The sequence below is a fragment of the Verrucomicrobiota bacterium JB022 genome (genome assembly GCA_030673845.1).
Lineage (GTDB): Bacteria > Verrucomicrobiota > Verrucomicrobiia > Opitutales > Oceanipulchritudinaceae > WOUP01.
This window is the reverse complement of sequence record JAUTCQ010000020.1, coordinates 12,546-29,409: the sequence shown is the minus strand read 5'-3', so window position 1 is coordinate 29,409 and position 16,864 is coordinate 12,546. Positions and strand designations below refer to the sequence as shown.

Below are 16,864 nucleotides of genomic sequence, written 5' to 3'. Positions count from 1 at the left end.
CGATCACACCAGACCCATCCATTCGCTATCCATGAAAAGCCTGGTCACTTTTTGCGCCACCCTCCTCACCGTCGCCTCTTCCTTTGCGGCGCTGGAGAAGACCGAACTCAAATTTGGGTTCATCAAACTCACCGACTGCGCCCCCCTCGTCATCGCGAAGGAGAAGGGCTTTTTCCAGGACGAAGGCCTGTCGGTCGAAGTCGTTGCCCAGCCCAACTGGAAGACGCTGCTCGACAACGTCATCAACGGCAACATCGACGGCGCCCACATGCTCAGCGGCCAGCCCATCGCCGCCACCATCGGCATCGGCACGCAGGCCCATGTGGTCACGGCCTTCACGATGGACCTCAACGGCAACGCGATCACCGTCTCCAATAATATCTGGGAACGCATGCAGGAGATCGACTTCGACCTCGACACCCCCTTCCCGGAGCACCCGATCCCGGCCACCGCGCTCAAGCCCATTGTCGATGAAATGCTCGCCACGGGCCAGAAGCTCCAGATGGGCATGGTCTTCCCCGTCTCGACCCACAATTACGAGCTGCGCTACTGGCTCGCCGCCGCCGGCATCCACCCCGGCATGTATACCGAGACCGATGTTGGGGGCCGCACGGACGCCCAGGTCGAGCTGTCGGTCACGCCGCCGCCGATGATGCCCACCGTGCTCGAAGCTGGCAACATTCACGGCTACTGCGTGGGCGAGCCCTGGAACCAGCAAGCGGTGACCAAGGGCATCGGGGTGCCGGTCGTGACGAATTACGACATCTGGCAGAACAACCCGGAAAAGGTCTTCGGCGTCACGAAAAAGTGGGCCGATTCCAACCCGAACACCCACGTGGCCGTCGTCAAGGCGCTGATCCGCGCCGGGCGCTGGCTCGATGAAGCCGACGCCAGCGGCCACTACGTCAACCGCGACGAGGCCGTGCGCATCCTCAGCCAGCCCAACTACGTGGGCGCCGACTTCAACGTGATCAAGAATTCGATGACCGGCTACTTCTACTTCCAGAAGACCGACAAGCGCGAGATGCCCGACTTTAACGTCTTTTACAAGTATCACGCCACCTACCCGTGGTACAGCGACGGCATCTGGTTCCTCACGCAAATGCGCCGTTGGGGCCAGATCACCGAAGCCAAGCCCGCCGAGTGGTATGCAGAGACGGCCAGGAAAGTCTACCTCCCCGAAGTCTATCTGGCCGCCGCTCAAGAGCTGCTCGACGAGGGCCTGATCGAAAAGAGCGAGATCCCGTGGGAGACCGACGGCTACAAGCCTGCCACCTCCGCCTTTATCGACGGCATCGCTTTCGACGCCCACGACCCGATCGGCTACCTCAACAGCCACCAGATCGGCAACAAGGACTTTGCCGGCACGACGGCCGGCAAGTGACGTAACAGCCTGGAAACCACCGGCCCGGGCGGCGTCTTGCCATTCGCCGCCCGGGATCGGCCCAGACCTCCCAACCACCTTTCCCGCACCACCCACCATGGCCTTCAAATACAAGCTTCTCAAAGCCATCGACGTCGCCGGCCTGCAGGTCTTCGACCCCGTCGTGCGCCTCCTCTACGGCGAAGAGCCCAAGGAGCAGCTGCGCCGCATCGGCCTCTTTATCGTCATCCCGCTCCTGACGCTCGCCGCTTTCGTCGCCTTGTGGGCCTACGTGGGTCCTCGCCACAAGACCAAGGCCGGTGAGGTGCCGTCGCCCGCCGTCGTCTACCAGGCCGGCCGCGACACCTGGCAATTCGACGAGTGGGAAGACACCAAGGCCGCGGATTACCTCCGTTCGGGTGCCGACCGCGAAAAGGCCCTCGCCGCCGTTGAGGTCCGCATGGCCGAGCTGGAGCCGCTGGCCCAACAGCGCGCCGAAGAGCTGGGCAAGGTCGAAGAGACCTACCGCAGCCAGATGATGGAGCAAGCCAAGCCGCTTTACGACGAATACCGCGACCTGCGCGTGGCCTTCCGCGATGAGTCGAAGCAGCGCGAGGCGGCCCTGTCCGCTGAGGCCGCCCAACTGCCCGCCGGCGACGCCGAAGCGCGTCAGGAGTTCCTTGCCGCCGTGCGCGAACATCGCGCCTGGGAAGAAGCGGAGAAGAACAAACTGAGTGCCTTCAAAGACCAGATCAGCGAGATCGAAAACGCCCGGTCGCCCGAGCTGGAAGCCGCCCGCCGCGCCAGCAACGCCGCCGCGCAAGAGCTGCAATTCCTCCGCAAGCGCCGCGACATCCTCACCACCGACAGCCAGAGCCTGAAGCTGGCCGAGGCTCAGGCGCAGCTCAAGGAGCGCGAAGAAGCCTTCCTCGGTGCCCAGAGCGGCGACGATACCCTCGCTCTGGCCAACCAGATACTCGCGCAAGAGCAGACGCTCAGCCGTATCGAAACCTCCACCTACGCCAAGCCCTGGACGCTGCCCGACCAGATCGCACGCAGTATCCTCTGCGTCTTCACCGGCTTTGTGCTCGCTTCGATCGTCGCCATCCCAATCGGCATTCTCTGCGGCCTCAATCGGGTCTTCATGGCCGCGATGACGCCGCTGATCAGCCTCTTCAAGCCGGTTTCGCCCATCGTGTGGCTCCCCATCGTGTTCATCATCGTCGGCGGATTCATCCCCGAGCCCGATAACTCGGCCTTGCTCGACTTCTTCAACGCCATCCCCTTCCTCGGCGCGTATGACGTGAACCCTGCGTTCCTGTCTTCCGCCATCACCGTCGCGCTCTGCTCGCTCTGGCCCACCTTGGTCAACACCGCGTTCGGCGTCGCTGCGATCGACAAGGACCACCTCAACGTCGCCCGCGTGCTGCGCCTCGGCTTCTGGAGCCGTCTGGTGAAGATCGTGATCCCGTCCGCGCTGCCGCTGATCTTTGCCGGCCTGCGCATCTCCCTCGGGGTGGGCTGGATGGTGCTGATCGCCGCCGAGCTGCTCAGCTCCAGCGAAGGCATCGGCAAGTTTGTGTGGGACATGTTCAACAACGGCTCCTCGCAGACCTTCGCCCAGATGTTCGTGGTCGTCTTCGTGGTCGGCGCCATCGGCCTCGCCCTCGACCGCATCATGATCGTCTTCCAACGCCTCGTCTCCTTCGACGGCGCCCCCACCGCGCTGTAAGGGGAAAAACCTGTTCAACAGAAGGACACAAAGAACTCAGAGAAAGGGACATGAAAAATCTTGTTCATTCTGAACTCTTCGTGCCCTTCGTGTTCTTCTGTTAAATCCAAACCTTTCTTTATCATGGCCTTTCTCGAACTCGACAACGTCTCCCTTGGCTTCGGTCCGCCGAACAACCGCACGGAGGTGCTGAAGGACGTCAACCTGCAGGTGCGGGAAAACGAATTCGTCGCCATCATCGGCTTCTCCGGTAGCGGCAAGAGCACCCTCGTTTCGCTCCTCGCCGGTCTGCAGCAGCCCGAGAAAGGCCAGGTGCGCATGAAGGGCAAGCCGGTGACCGAGCCCGGCCCGGAGCGCGGCATCATGTTTCAGAACTACTCGCTGCTGCCCTGGCTCAGCGTCTACGGCAACATCGAGCTCGCGGTGAAGCAGGTCTTCCCCAAGCACAGCAAGGCTCAGCGCAAGGCCCACATCGAGCGCTATATCGAGATGGTCAGCCTCACGCCCGCGACCGAGAAGAAGCCGCACGAGCTCTCCGGCGGGATGCGCCAGCGGGTATCGCTCGCCCGGACGCTTGCCATGCAGCCCGAGGTGATCCTGCTCGACGAACCGCTCTCGGCCCTCGACGCCCTCACCCGCGCCAACCTGCAAGACGAGATCGTCCGCATTTGGGAAGAAGACCGCCGCACCGTCGTCATGATCACCAACGATGTCGACGAGGCCCTGCTGATGGCCGACCGCGTGGTGCCGCTCACGATGGGCCCGAATGCCACCCTGGCCGACGCCTTCGAGATCGACCTGCCGCGCCCCCGCGACCGCACCCTCTCGAACTCCGACCCGGCGTTCAAGCACCTGCGCACCCGCATCTCGCAATACCTAATCGGCCTTAATAAGGAGGCCAAAGCCCTGCGGACCGACCAGCGCAAGGAGATGCCCGACGTGCGCCCGCACGACTTCTACGAAACGCGCCGCACGCGCGTCTGGGAACGCAAGTCCAAGACCGACACCGCGGCTTAAGTAAATCTCTCAACAGAAGAGCACCAAGAGCGCAAAGAATGGCATAAATTTTAGAACTTAGTGTTCTTAGCGTGCTTCTGTTAAATCCTTAATTTTCCTCAATATTCATCATGCGCCAGGACCGCTACGTAGAAATTTCCAACCTCGTCAAAGCCTACCCGAATCCCTTCGGCGAAGACGTGAAGGTTGTCGATGGTTTTAACCTTATCGTGCGTCAGGGGGAGGTTATCTCCGTCATCGGCCACTCCGGTTGCGGCAAGAGCACGGTCCTGACGATGGTCGCTGGGCTCAACCCGATCAGCGCGGGCGGTATCGTGGTCGACGGCCACGAAATCGACGGCCCTGGTCCGGACCGCGCGGTAGTCTTTCAAGCGCCCTGCCTGCTGCCGTGGATGACGGCTTTCCAGAACGTCAAGATGGGGGTCGACCGCGTCTACCCGCACGCCACCAAGCAGCAGCGCCACGACATCGTGGAGTATTCGCTCAGCGTCGTCGGGCTGGCCGATTCGATGCACAAATACCCGCGCGAGATGTCGGGCGGGATGCAGCAGCGGGTAGGCATTGCCCGCGCCGTCGCGCTGAAGCCCAAGATGTTGCTGCTCGATGAGCCCTTTGGCCGCCTCGATTCGCTCACCCGCATGGAGTTGCAGGACGTGATCCTCGAGATCCTCGACCGCGAGCACATCACCACGATGATCATCACGCACGACGTGGACGAAGCCATCTACATGTCCGACCGCGTGTGCATGATGACCAACGGCCCCGGGGCGAAGGTCGGGCGCGTGCTCGACATCGAGTTCGAGCGCCCCCGCGACCGCGCCGCCCTGCTGGAGACGGACCAGTTTTACCGCTACCGCCAGGCCCTGCTTTCGTTCCTCGACGAATGCGAAGAACAGAAGCACGCCGCGAAGAAAAATAAAGCTACCACGGCTCCAAACAAGCCCAAGCAAACCGTGATGCAGCGCATCGCCGCCATCTTTTAATATAAGATAATTGGAACAGAAGTTTTGGGAGTGTAGGGAGTTGATTAAAGAGAATCGAAAACCTCCTGTTTGGAACTCCTGAAACTCCTCTAACTCCTGTTCATCATAAACCTTTTTTCATCATGAATACCGCCGCTTTCACCGACGAACAGAAGCAATACCTGCAAGGCTTTTTTGCGGGCGTGCAGCAGCGTGGCTTGCCCTTCCTCGGGCAGAACCGGCAGGGGCAGTTTACGGGCGATCCGCAGCAGGCCGTGGAGGAGGAAATCGTCTACGGCACCCCGCTCGAAGACCTGTGCAAGGAAGAGCGGATCAAGCATGAGCAAAACGGCCTCGACGTGTGGGACAAGATCGTCGCGCTTTCCGAGGTCGACCAGTTCCCCGAGGGGGGCGACATGTTCCGCTTCAAGTTTTACGGCCTCTTCCACGTCAAGCCCGCGCAAGACAGCTTCATGCTGCGCTGCCGCATCGCGGGGGGCCGCCTGCTCAGCCACCAGCTCGCCGGCCTCGCCGAGATCGCCGAAGACTGGGGTGGGGGCTACGCGCACGTTACCACCCGCGCCAACCTCCAGATCCGCGAGATCATGCCGCGCGACACGATCAACACCCTGATCAAGCTCGACGAGCTGGGCCTGACCTCCCGCGGCTCCGGGGCGGACAACATCCGCAACGTCACCGCCTCGCCCACCTCCGGCTTCGATGCGCAAGAGCTGATCGACGTGATGCCCTACGCGCGGGCCATGCACCATTACATCCTCAACCACCGCGACCTCTACGGCCTGCCGCGCAAGTTCAACATCGCGTTCGACAGCGGCGGCTCGATCAGCGTCTGCGCCGATACCAACGACATCGGCTTTTACGCCACCCGCGTCGGCGAAGGCCACGGGGTGGAGCCAGGCGTCTACTTCCGCGTGCAGCTCTGCGGCATAACCGGTCACCGGCAGTTCGCCAGCGACTGCGGCCTCCTGATCAAGCCCAGTGAGGCCATCCCGGTCGCCGCCGCGATGGTGCGCGTGTTCATTGAGCACGGCAACCGTACCAACCGCAACAAGGCGCGCCTCAAGTATCTGGTCGACGAGTGGGGTGTGGAGAAATACCTCGACGAGGTCGCCAAGAAGCTCGCGTTCCCGCTCCGCCGCCTCGCGCTGGACAAGTGCGAGCCGCGCCCCGCTACTAACCAGCACGGCTACGTCGGCGTGCACGGGCAGAATGACGGCCGCCACTACGTTGGCGTCGTCACGCCCGTCGGTCGCATGTCGCCCGCCCAGATGAAGGGCATTGCCACCCTCGCCAGCCGTTACGGGGCCGGCGAAATCCGCCTCACGGTGTGGCAAAACCTGCTTATCCCCCACGTCGCCAGCGAAGACGTCGAGCCGCTGCTGCAAGGCCTGCGCGATCTCGGCCTGACGCACGAGACCACGACGGTCAAGGCGGGCCTCGTCGCCTGCACCGGCAACCAGGGCTGCAAATACGCCGCTACCGACACCAAAGGCCATGCCGCCGCCCTCGGCGATTACCTTTCCGAGCGCTTCCAACTCGACCGCCCGATCAACATTCACCTGACCGGCTGCCCGCACTCCTGCGCCCAGCACTACATTGGCGACATCGGCCTGCTGGGCGCGAAGGTCAAGCGCGGCGACTCCAGCGTCGAGGGCTACCATGTCTTCGTCGGGGGTGGGGTGGACGAGCGTCAGTCCATCGGCCGCCAGCTCTTTGCCAGCGTGCCGTTCGACGAGCTGAAGCCGCTGCTGGCCGAAGTGGTCGAGGGCTATCTGGAGCACCGCGAGCCCGGCGAGACCTTCTGGCAGTTCACGCGCCGCCACACGATCGAAGAACTCAAGAACCTCCTTTCGCTGCAAACCGCCGCCGCGTAAGCCACGCATGTCCGACTCGGTCACAGTCGAGCGCTCGCCCATCGAGCAATACCTGCGGCAACAGCAGGACATGGGCACGCCCGTCGAACGCTTCTCCAAGCTGCACGACGCGGGAGGCCCAGCCATGGCGCCCTACTACCGCGACCTCATCCCGCTGAGCCAGCCCAAGCCGGGCGAGCAATACGCCTTCGAGGTCGACATGGACGCGTGCACCGGCTGCAAGGCCTGTGTCGCCGCCTGCCACAGCCTCAACGGCCTCGAAGAGGAAGAAACCTGGCGCGACGTGGGCCTGATCGTGGGCGGCAGCGGCAACGCACCTTATCAGCAGACGATCACCAGCGCTTGCCACCACTGCGAAGATCCCGGTTGCCTGAACGGTTGCCCGGTGCTCGCCTATGAGAAGGATCCGCTGACGGGCATCGTCCGCCACCTCGACGACCAGTGCATCGGCTGCCAATACTGCGTGCTCAAGTGCCCCTACGACGTGCCGAAGTTCTCGGAGCGGCTGGGCATCGTGCGCAAATGCGACATGTGCCACGGACGTTTGGCTGAAGGCGAGGCCCCCGCCTGCGTGCAAGCCTGCCCGACCCAGGCGATCAAGATCACGATCGTCTCCAGGACCGCACCCGCCGCCGAAAAGCCAGCCAACGACGCCTTTCTCGCCGCCGCGCCAGCCCCGGAATACACCCGGCCGACGACCCGCTACATCTCGCAGCGCCCGGTGCCGGCAAACGCTCGCGCCGCCGATACCGAGGTGCTGCGCCCCCAGCACGCCCACACTCCGCTGGTGGCGATGCTGACGCTCACCCAAGCCGCCGTCGGCCTGCAAACCGCCGCCACGCTTACGAATCACCCGCTCTGGCTGGAGGCCATCACTGCCGTGCTGCTCGGGGCTGGCCTCACCGCCAGCATCCTGCACCTGGGTCGCCCGCTCGGAGCCTGGCGCGCGTTCCTCGGCCTGCGCCGCTCCTGGCTCAGCCGCGAGATCGTGCTCTTCGGCGGCTACGCACCGGCGTTCTTCAGCTTGGTGGCCGTGCACCATTTCCTTTTCGCGCTGCCCCTGCCGGTCTGGGGCGGGCTGACGCTGCTCGGCTGGCTCGCGGTCGGCAGCAGCATGATGATCTACCACGACACGCACCGCCGCTTCTGGCACTGGCCACGCACGAGCCTGCGCTTCTTCGGCGTCGCCGCCACGGCTACGCTCTCCGGGCTCAGCCTCGCCACCGGACCGCTCTGGGGCCTCGCCGCCGCCGGGGCACTCGCCACGAAGCTCTTCCTCGAATTTCGCCCGCTCTGGGCGAAGGGCACGTCAAGCGTCTCCACGCGCCTTATGCGCGGACCGCTTCGGCGGTGGACCCTTGCTCGCGCCGCCTGGGGTGGGGGTGCCATCGCCGCGTGGTTAGCCTCCGTTGCGTTGGGGCTGCCGCTTTTGGCCGGTCTGGCCGGGCTGCTCTTCCTCGTGGGCGAATTCTGCGAGCGCGTGCTCTTCTTCAAAGCCGTCGACGCACCCAAAATGCCGGGAGGTATGACCGCATGAGCCCTTTAAACACGATAGACCGCCCTTATTCCCTCCGCCGCTGGCAAGGCCCGCTGACCGAAGATCTCGTGCGCCGTCCGGGCCAGTTCGGTCTCGGTCAGTTGCCCTCGCGCCTCCAGCCCGACGCCACGGTCAAGAGCGTCTGCGGTTTTTGCGCCACCGGCTGTTCGCTCAACGTGCACCTGCATCAAGGGGAGGCGATCAACCTCAGCGCGTCGCCGCAGTATCCGGTCAACCTCGGGATGGCCTGCCCCAAAGGCTGGGAAGCCCTCACGCCGCTGGCTGCTCCAGACCGCGCCACCGTGCCCCTCTTGCGCGGCGCCGGCGGCATGCAACCCATCGAGTGGCACCAGGCGCTGGCGACCTTCCGCGACCGCTTCAAGGCGATTCAGGCGCAGCACGGCAAGGCCAGCGTTGCGTTCCTGAGCACGGGCCAAATCCCTTGCGAAGAAATGGCCATGCTCGGTTGTTTCGCGAAGTTCCAGATGGGCGTCCTGCACGGCGACGGCAACACCCGCCAGTGTATGGCCACCGCCGTGGCAGCCTACAAACAGTCGTTCGGCTTCGACGCGCCCCCCTACACCTACGCAGACTACGAAGAGTCCGACGTGATCGTGTTTGTCGGGGCTAACCCCTGCATCGCGCACCCGATCATGTGGCAGCGCGTGATGCGCAACCGTCGCAGCCCCGAGATCGTGGTGGTCGACCCGCGCAAGACCGAGACCGCCATGGCCGCGACGCGCCACCTCGCGATCCAGCCCAAGAGCGACCTCGCGCTGTTCTACGGCCTCGCAAACCTCCTCATCGAGTGGGGCGCGGTGGACCGGGCCTTCGTGGACGCCCATACGGAAGGTTTCGACGAGTTTGCCGCTTTTGTCCGCGACTACGACCTACCGGCCGCCGCCGCCCGTTCGGGCCTGACGGAGGCACAGATCCTGAGCTTTGCCGAGCTACTGGCTTCGGGCAAGCGGGTGTCGTTCTGGTGGACGATGGGAGTCAACCAGAGCTACGAAGGCACCCGCATCGCGCAGTCGCTGATCAACCTCGCGCTGATGACCGGCAACATCGGCAAGCCCGGCACCGGGGCCAACTCCATTACCGGCCAGTGCAATGCGATGGGTTCCCGCCTCTTCAGCAACACGACCAACCTGCTCGGCGGCCACGACTTCAAGAACCCGGCCCACCGCACAAAGGTCGCGGCCGCGCTGGGAATCGACCCCGACCGCATCCCCACCGAGAACAGCCTCGCCTACGACCAGATCCTCGAAGCGGTCGAGGCAGGGCAGATCAAGGGGCTGTGGATCATTGCGACCAACCCCGCCCATTCATGGATTGAGCAGGGCCGCTTCCGCCGACTGCGCGAGCAACTGGACTTCCTCGTGGTGCAAGACATGTATCACAGCACCGAGACCGCACAGATGGCCGACCTGCTGTTGCCCGCCGCCGGTTGGGGCGAGAAAGACGGCGTCTTTATCAACTCCGAGCGCCGCATCGGTCGCATTCGCAAGACGCGTCGCGCACCCGGCCAGGCGCTCTCCGATTTCTACATTTTCAAGGCACTCTCCGACACCTGGGACAACAGCCGCCTGTTTGAGCGCTGGCAGAGCCCCGCCGACGTATTCCAGACGCTCAAGGAAGTCAGCCGAGGCCAGCCCTGCGACATCACCGGCATCCGCGATTACGACCACCTCGACGAGCAGGGCGGAATCCAGTGGCCCTGCCCGGAGGGTATCGCGCCGGAGAAGGAGCGCCGCCTCTTCGCCGATGGTCGCTTCTTTACGCCCAGCGGTCGTGCACGCTTCCATTTCGATCCTCCCGCCGCCGTGCCCGAGCCGACCGATGGGGAATACCCGTTCTGGCTGCTCACCGGGCGCGGCAGCTCCGCCCAATGGCACACGCAGACCCGCTCGGCCAAGAGCGACGTGCTCCGCAAGCTCGGCCCCAAGGAGCTGTGCCTCGAAATCTGCCCCGACGACGCCCACCGCCTCGGCATCGAGCCGCAACAGCGCGTGCGGGTCCGCTCGCGACGCGGCGAAACGCTCGCTACCGCCGTCATCGTGCCCACCGTGCAACCTGGCCAGGTTTTCCTGCCGATGCACTTCCCCGGCACCAATTTCCTTACTCACCAAATTGTCGATCCCCATTCGCGCCAGCCCAGCTACAAAGGCTGCGCCGTCACCATCGAACTAGTTTGAATAACGATTATGAACAGGAGTTAAAAAGAGTGAAAAGGAGTTGCAGAAAACGACCATGAGCCTGAACCCACCTGTAATCAGACTCTTTTTAACTCCTTTTAACTCCTGTTCCAATTTTCCACCTCCACCTTTTCGATCCATGCCTGCGACATTGCCCTTCATTCCCGATAACGCGCCGTTTACCATCGAACAGCGCTCCTGGCTCAACGGATTCCTCGCCGGGCTCTTTTCCGAGCGCGAGGGTGAAGCCGAGAACGCCGCGCCCGCCCAGACGTTGACCGTGCTCTACGGCTCGCAGACCGGCAACGCCGAGGGTCTCGCCAAGCAGACCCGCAAGGCGGGCGAAAAGGCGGGTTACGCGGTGAAGGTCTCGGACATGGCCGCCTTCGACCCGGCGCAGCTCAAGGACGCCCAGACGGTCCTGATCATCACCAGCACCTACGGCGAGGGTGAGCCGCCGGACAACGCCCGTGCGCTCTACGACTTCCTCCACGCCGAAGGTGCGCCGCAGCTCGACGGCCTCCGCTTCGCCGTGCTGGCCTTGGGCGACTCCAACTACCCGGACTTTTGCCAGACGGGCAAGGATTTCGATGCTCGACTCGAAGCCCTTGGCGCCACCCGTATCCTCGACCGGGTCGATTGCGATGTGGACTACGACGAGCCCTTTGAAGGCTGGGTCAAGCAGGTGCTCGAAGAGGCACGGGACGAGTCCGCCGCCGGGAAGGCACCGCAGATCAGTGTTTCCGAGCCCGAAGAAGACGCCGCGCCCGAATACTCCAAGCGCAATCCCTTCATGGCCGAGATCGTGGACAACCGTGTGCTCAATGGACCCGGCTCGGGCAAGGAGACCCGGCATGTAGCGTTTTCGCTCGCAGGCTCCGGCCTTAGCTACGAGCCGGGCGATGTGTTGGGCGTTTACCCACGTAACTGCTCCTCCGCCGTGGCCGATTTGATCGCTGCGGCAGGCCTGAAGCCGGACGATGCGGTCGCGGGCGGCACGTTGCAGGAGGTCCTGAGTACCGAGCGCGACATCTCTCGCCTCACGTTGCCGCTGGCCCAGGCAATGGCCGCCCGCTGCGACGCTACGCTCGACGAGCTGTGCGCCGAAGCCGAGAAGTTTGCCGCCTACGCCGATGGCCGGGAGCTGATCGACCTCTTTACCGACTATCGCCCGCAGTTCGAGAATGCGGATGCGCTGGTGCAAAGCCTGAAGAAGCTCCAGCCGCGCCTCTATTCGATCTCGTCCAGCCCGCGCGCCAACCCCGGCGAGGTGCACCTGACGGTGGGCCGCGTGCGCTATGAGACGCATGGGCGCGGTCGCAAGGGCGTCTGTTCGGACTTTCTGGCCTGCTGCGAGGTTGGCAGCAAGGTGGGGGTCTACCTGCAGGCCAACGCCCACTTCAAGCTGCCCGCGCAGCCGGAGACGCCCGTCATCATGATCGGGCCCGGCACCGGCATCGCGCCCTTCCGCGCCTTCCTGCACGAGCGCAAGCACGTCGGCGGAGGCCGCAACTGGCTCTTCTTCGGCGACCAGAAATCGAGCTGCGACTTCCTCTACCGCGACGAGCTGGAAAGCTTCCGCACCGACGGCGTGCTCAGCCGCCTCAGCCTCGCCTTTTCGCGCGACCAGGAGCGCAAGATCTACGTGCAGCACCGCATGCAGGACGAAGGCGCGGAGCTGTTTCGCTGGCTCGAAGAGGGCGCACACGTCTACGTCTGCGGCGACGCTTCGCGCATGGCCAAGGATGTCGACGCCGCCTTGCATGCCGTCGTGGCCGAGCATAAAGGCATCGACGCCGAGGGAGCCGCCGCCTACGTTGAGGAGCTGAAGCGCAACAAGCGCTACCTCCGCGATGTCTATTGAACCGACAACGTCGCCCGCCCGGATCGAGCGCATCTGGATCTCGCCGGGCCACGACTTCAAGGGCCGCCACGGCAAAGGCCGCCTCGATCACGGTGTGGTCGAGGTGGACGCGGTGGAATGCCACGCGGGCAAAGGGCTGGTGGGCGACCGCTATTACGACCACAAGCCCGATTTCAAGGGCCAGCTGACCCTGATCGACGGCGCGGTGATCGACGCCCTGCAATGCGCGTTTGCCCTACCGGAGATCGACCCGGCGGCGTTTCGGCGCAACGTGCTGGTGCGCGGGCTCGACCTCAATGCGCTCATCGGTAGCCGCTTCTTCCTTGGGGAAGTGGAGCTGGAAGGCAGCGAGGAATGCGCGCCCTGCTACTGGATGGACGAGGCGATTACGACCGGCGCTTTTCAGTGGCTGAAGGGCAGGGGAGGCCTTCGCTGCCGCATCCGCCAAAGCGGCTGGCTACGGGTGGGCGAGCAGTGACTTGCGCAAGGCGCTCGGCGTCTCGCCCGTAATACGCTGGAAGGCGCGGATAAAGTGGAAGCGACTGGAAAAGCCGCTTTCGTAGGCCACGGCGTCGAGCTTCAGTTCGGGATCGGCCAGCAGCGTACAGGCGTGCTCTACCCGCACCCGCGCCAGCTCGTGCACCATCGTGAAGCCCAGATGCGCGCGGAAGGATGCCTGCAGCCGCCGCGAGGAAACGCCCACCTGCTGCGCAATCTCTTCGACGCGCAGCGGCTCGCGAAAACGGTCGCGAATCAGCCGGAGGGCCTGCGTGGTGGGGAGATCGGGCACGGCAATGGTATCGGTCGACTTGCGGCTGGTGACGCCGGTCGGCGGGATGAGGATCGGCTCGCCGGCACCTCCTTCCCCCGCCATCAGCCGCTGCAGCAGTTGGGCCGCTTCATAGCCTTGGCGCTCGTGGTTACAGTCGATGCTGGAGAGGGGCACTTCTGCCAGGTCGCAGACGATCCGGGTGTCGTCGGCCCCGAGGATCGCCACTTGTTCGGGAATACGGTAGCCGGCTTCGAGACAGGCAGTGGTGACTTCGAGCGCATTGACGTCGTTCAGCGCCCAAAGGGCCACCGGCAGCGGCAGCTCGGCCAGCCGCTCGCGAAGCTGGGCAAAAGGGATCTCGCAAAACGCCGCGCCGGCAGCCTGAGCAGTTTCACGGTAGCCCTCGCTACGGGCGCGCTCGATCGGGTTGTCCGCGAAGCGCACAAAAGCCAGCTGGCGGAACCCCAGGGCGAGGAAGTGCTCCGCCGCCAGCCGCCCGATCTCCCGGTGGTCGACCAGCACACGCGCGGTCGAGCGGTAGTCGCCAAAGGTCTGCAGCCCCACGATGGGCACTGTAGCGCGTTCCAGCAGGTCGACCAGTGGCACAAGCCGCCTGGAGGCCCCCGGGTTGGCGATAATGCCATCGCCCCGCCATTGCGCGAAGGCTTGCGCCGAATGGGTCCACCGCATCCGGCAGTCGAGCACCCAGCCGTGCTCGGCCGCCACCTTGGCCACGCCCTCGAATACACGGTCTTCCCACCAGTAGAGGGCGATCAACACCCGCTGGCGGGAGCCGGGCAAAGGATGAGCGGGCAGGGCGGTCGGCATCGTCTTACACCGGGTCGATCCACTCATCGTTGATGGCGACCTCTTCCGGCGCCTGGCCTTCCTCATCGGTGATGGTGAAGGTGGTCGTCTGGCGAATGTCCGCCGAAGAGGCCCCGATCATTACGGTAAAGCGGCCCGGCTCGACCACCCATTGCTGCTTCGCGTCGAACAGCTGCAGGTCTTCGCGGTCGAGCGTGAACTCCACCACGCGGCTTTCGCCCGGCGCGAGGTGCACCCGTTGGAAGCCCCGCAGTTGCTGCTCGTAAGTCGTCACGCTGCTGTAGTCGTCGCGCAAATAGAGCTGCACCACTTCGTCGCCCGCGCGCTGCCCCTTGTTGGTAACGGTGACGCGCACGCGGATGTCGTGATCGGCGGTGCTCCGCTTGGGCGTCACCTCCAGCCCGGCATAGCCAAACTGGGTGTAGCTCAAGCCGTGGCCAAAGGGGTAGAGCGGGCCTTCCACTTGCCCGTAGTCCTGCGCCTGCGCTCCCGGCTTGGTCGGGAAGTTGAAGGGCAGCTGGCCGACCGACTGCGGCACCGTCACCGGCAGGCGACCCGCCGGGTTGTAATCGCCCAGCAGCACCTCGGCGAGTGCCGTGCCGCCGTCTTCGCCCGGGAACCACATTTCGAGGATCGCGGGCACTTGGCGGGCGGCAAACTGGGTGCTCAGCGGGCGTCCGTTGGAAAGCACGAGCACCACCGGCTTGCCCGTCGCGTGGAGTGCACGCAGCAACTCCTCCTGATAGCCCGGCAGGTCGAGGCTGATGCGGCTGCGCGATTCGCGGCACTGCTCGTCGGTCTCGCCGAGGCACGCGATGATCACGTCCGCATTGCGGGCGGCGGCCACGGCGGCCTCGATCCCCGCGCGCACGTCGGCCGACGGCGGCTCTTTGTAGACGTCGCTCAGCGGCCAATTCTCGTCGGCAGCTTCGACTCCCTTCACAAAGTCGATCTCGCATTTGCCTTCCAGCGCGGCGCGCAGACCCTCCAGCGGGGTGGTAAAGTCGAGATGCTGGGCGCCGTAGCGGCTCCACCAGGCGCGGTTATGGTCCGACATCGGGCCGGTCACGAGCACGCGCTTGAGCTTCCCGGCATCGAGTGGCAACAGGCCCCCCTCGTTCTTGAGCAGGATGATCGACTCCCGCGCGGCCTGGGCCGCCGTGGCCATGTGCTCCGGCGCGCGCACGACGTCGGCCGCTTTGGCCGGGTCGGCGGCAAAGGGGCGGTCGAAGAGGCCAAGGCGGAACTTCACACGCAGGATGTCGCGCACCCGGGCGTCGATCACCTCCATCGAAAGGCTGCCATCGCGCACCAGCTCGCGCAGGGGCTCCGCATATTCTTCGGGCGGGGTAAAGTTGGTGCGCACATTCAGCCCGGCCTCGACGGACAGGCGGATCGCTTCCTTGGGGGTAGGGGCTACGCGGTGTTTCTCGTGGATAAACTCCACCGCCGCGCTGTCGGAGACGACATAGCCCTCGAAGCCCCACTCGTCGCGCAGGATGTCTTGCAGAAAGAGCGAGCTGCTCTGCACCGGCACCCCATCATAATCGTTGTAGGAAGACATCACGCCCAGCGCGCCACCCTCACGGATCGCCTTGCGGAAAGGCGCCAGGTACATCGTCTGGACTTCGCTCCAGGTCGCGTGCGGATCGGTGCGGGCATGGCCGTCGCGCCCCCCCTTGGGAATGCCGTAGACGGCGTAGTGCTTGAGGGTCGAGGCCACGCCCTGCTCCTGGATCCCCAGGACTTGTTGCAGGCCCAGCTCGGAGATGAGAAAGGGGTCTTCGCCGTAGCTCTCGATGATGCGGCCCCAACGCGGGTCGCGGGCCACGTCGAGCACGGGGGAATAGACGTTGCTGTAGCCGAGCGCCTTGGCCTCGCTGCCCGTCACCCGGCCAATCTCGCGCACCAGCTCCGGGTTCCAGGTGCTGGCTACGCCCAGCTGGGCGGGGAAGCTCGTGGCCTCGGAGTGCATCAGACCGCGGATGCCCTCGTTGGTAAAGTCGACCGGGATGCCCAGCCGCGTTTCTTCGATGAACCACCGCTGCACCTCGTGGATGGCCGCCGTGTGCTTGGCCCAGGGGAGATCGTGCTCCGGGTTGGGGAGGCCGCCATCCCAGCCCTCGTTGCCGTTCATGTGCTCGTCGATATTGCCGATGCCGTCCTTCCACATCCGCTCCTTCCACTGCGAGGTAGGCAGCTCATCTTTGAGCACGCGAGGGAAACCGTAGAGGGTCGTCATCTGCGCCGTCTTTTCTTCCAGCGTCATGCGGCCCAGCAAGTCGTCGATGCGCGCGTCTTCAGGTAAGGATGGATCCTCATACGGGTCCATTTCTCCGTTCTTGTTCAGGTCGATCCAGCCATCATGGTAGATCTCGGGAGCAGGTTGGGGCTTCATGGCGGGAGCTGCCCACGCGGAAGCCGTTGCGAACAAGGCGCATGCAAACGCGAGGGAGGCGGGGAGTCGGGGTTTTGATACGGTTGTCATGGCAGGGGATGGCATCGAGTTTGATCGTTTGCGCGGCCTTGGCCAATCGTAAAGCGTGCGGTTTTGCGCGTTATATGTGACTAAATGCGCCAGATTTCAGCGGTTTACCTCCAATATCCCTGAAACAAGGGATTCTTTTCAGAGCCGTCAGGAATTATGATGGCGGTCAACGGGCACCGCAGTTTTGCCTTCCTGTGACGGCGACTACCCC

The 16,864-nt window shown here is 64.4% G+C and carries 11 protein-coding genes; 9 read left to right on the top strand and 2 right to left on the bottom strand.

All coding sequences use genetic code 11. The features are described 5' to 3' along the window. Positions 1-31: 31 nt before the first annotated feature. From Q7P63_15595 to Q7P63_15555, 9 genes are all read left to right on the top strand, one after another. Positions 32-1,384 (top strand): CmpA/NrtA family ABC transporter substrate-binding protein, encoded by a 1,353-nt coding sequence (locus Q7P63_15595; GenBank protein ID MDP0501517.1) that lies wholly within the window; start codon positions 32-34, stop codon positions 1,382-1,384. Between the two features lie 97 nt (positions 1,385-1,481). Beyond that, entirely contained in the window at positions 1,482-3,095 is a 1,614-nt protein-coding gene (locus tag Q7P63_15590; GenBank protein ID MDP0501516.1) for an ABC transporter permease subunit, read from the top strand. A 123-nt stretch (positions 3,096-3,218) separates the two neighbouring features. Further along, positions 3,219-4,112: an ABC transporter ATP-binding protein gene (locus tag Q7P63_15585; GenBank protein MDP0501515.1), complete on the top strand. Its 894-nt coding sequence runs from the start codon at positions 3,219-3,221 to the stop codon at positions 4,110-4,112. 110 nt (positions 4,113-4,222) lie between these two features. Further along, positions 4,223-5,095, top strand: coding sequence for an ABC transporter ATP-binding protein (locus tag Q7P63_15580; protein ID MDP0501514.1), 873 nt, complete (start codon positions 4,223-4,225; stop codon positions 5,093-5,095). 122 nt (positions 5,096-5,217) lie between these two features. Beyond that, entirely contained in the window at positions 5,218-6,969 is a 1,752-nt protein-coding gene (locus Q7P63_15575) for a NirA family protein (protein MDP0501513.1), read from the top strand. A gap of 7 nt (positions 6,970-6,976) precedes the next feature. Next, positions 6,977-8,506: a DmsC/YnfH family molybdoenzyme membrane anchor subunit gene (locus tag Q7P63_15570; protein MDP0501512.1), complete on the top strand. Its 1,530-nt coding sequence runs from the start codon at positions 6,977-6,979 to the stop codon at positions 8,504-8,506. Beyond that, the gene (locus Q7P63_15565; protein MDP0501511.1) at positions 8,503-10,701 is read left to right on the top strand and encodes a molybdopterin-dependent oxidoreductase; all 2,199 of its coding nucleotides are present in this window, start codon (positions 8,503-8,505) and stop codon (positions 10,699-10,701) included. The genes Q7P63_15570 and Q7P63_15565 overlap by 4 nt, the downstream gene beginning before the upstream one ends. A 139-nt stretch (positions 10,702-10,840) precedes the next feature. Next, the gene (locus Q7P63_15560) at positions 10,841-12,565 is read left to right on the top strand and encodes a sulfite reductase subunit alpha (GenBank protein MDP0501510.1); all 1,725 of its coding nucleotides are present in this window, start codon (positions 10,841-10,843) and stop codon (positions 12,563-12,565) included. After that, positions 12,555-13,043, top strand: a complete 489-nt coding sequence (locus Q7P63_15555; protein MDP0501509.1) for an MOSC domain-containing protein — start codon at positions 12,555-12,557, stop codon at positions 13,041-13,043. The genes Q7P63_15560 and Q7P63_15555 overlap by 11 nt, the downstream gene beginning before the upstream one ends. Here the strand turns inward: Q7P63_15555 and Q7P63_15550 are convergent. Together Q7P63_15550 and Q7P63_15545 are read right to left on the bottom strand one after the other, a co-directional pair. Beyond that, the gene (locus Q7P63_15550; protein MDP0501508.1) at positions 13,023-14,165 is read right to left on the bottom strand and encodes a substrate-binding domain-containing protein; all 1,143 of its coding nucleotides are present in this window, start codon (positions 14,163-14,165) and stop codon (positions 13,023-13,025) included. The genes Q7P63_15555 and Q7P63_15550 overlap by 21 nt on opposite strands. A gap of 4 nt (positions 14,166-14,169) precedes the next feature. Continuing rightward, complete coding sequence (locus Q7P63_15545; protein MDP0501507.1) at positions 14,170-16,563, bottom strand: glycoside hydrolase family 3 N-terminal domain-containing protein; 2,394 nt, start codon at positions 16,561-16,563, stop codon at positions 14,170-14,172. Positions 16,564-16,864 lie beyond the last annotated feature (301 nt).

What these genes read in the sequence shown, in the direction of transcription:
- Q7P63_15555 (MDP0501509.1), top strand. Translation starts at nt 12,555, where the DNA reads ATGTCTATTGAACCGACAACGTCGCCCGCCCGGATCGAGCGCATCTGG.
- Q7P63_15595 (MDP0501517.1), top strand. Translation starts at nt 32, where the DNA reads ATGAAAAGCCTGGTCACTTTTTGCGCCACCCTCCTCACCGTCGCCTCT.
- Q7P63_15545 (MDP0501507.1), bottom strand. Translation starts at nt 16,563, where the DNA reads ATGAAGCCCCAACCTGCTCCCGAGATCTACCATGATGGCTGGATCGAC.
- Q7P63_15550 (MDP0501508.1), bottom strand. Translation starts at nt 14,165, where the DNA reads ATGCCGACCGCCCTGCCCGCTCATCCTTTGCCCGGCTCCCGCCAGCGG.
- Q7P63_15565 (MDP0501511.1), top strand. Translation starts at nt 8,503, where the DNA reads ATGAGCCCTTTAAACACGATAGACCGCCCTTATTCCCTCCGCCGCTGG.
- Q7P63_15585 (MDP0501515.1), top strand. Translation starts at nt 3,219, where the DNA reads ATGGCCTTTCTCGAACTCGACAACGTCTCCCTTGGCTTCGGTCCGCCG.
- Q7P63_15560 (MDP0501510.1), top strand. Translation starts at nt 10,841, where the DNA reads ATGCCTGCGACATTGCCCTTCATTCCCGATAACGCGCCGTTTACCATC.
- Q7P63_15590 (MDP0501516.1), top strand. Translation starts at nt 1,482, where the DNA reads ATGGCCTTCAAATACAAGCTTCTCAAAGCCATCGACGTCGCCGGCCTG.
- Q7P63_15580 (MDP0501514.1), top strand. Translation starts at nt 4,223, where the DNA reads ATGCGCCAGGACCGCTACGTAGAAATTTCCAACCTCGTCAAAGCCTAC.
- Q7P63_15575 (MDP0501513.1), top strand. Translation starts at nt 5,218, where the DNA reads ATGAATACCGCCGCTTTCACCGACGAACAGAAGCAATACCTGCAAGGC.
- Q7P63_15570 (MDP0501512.1), top strand. Translation starts at nt 6,977, where the DNA reads ATGTCCGACTCGGTCACAGTCGAGCGCTCGCCCATCGAGCAATACCTG.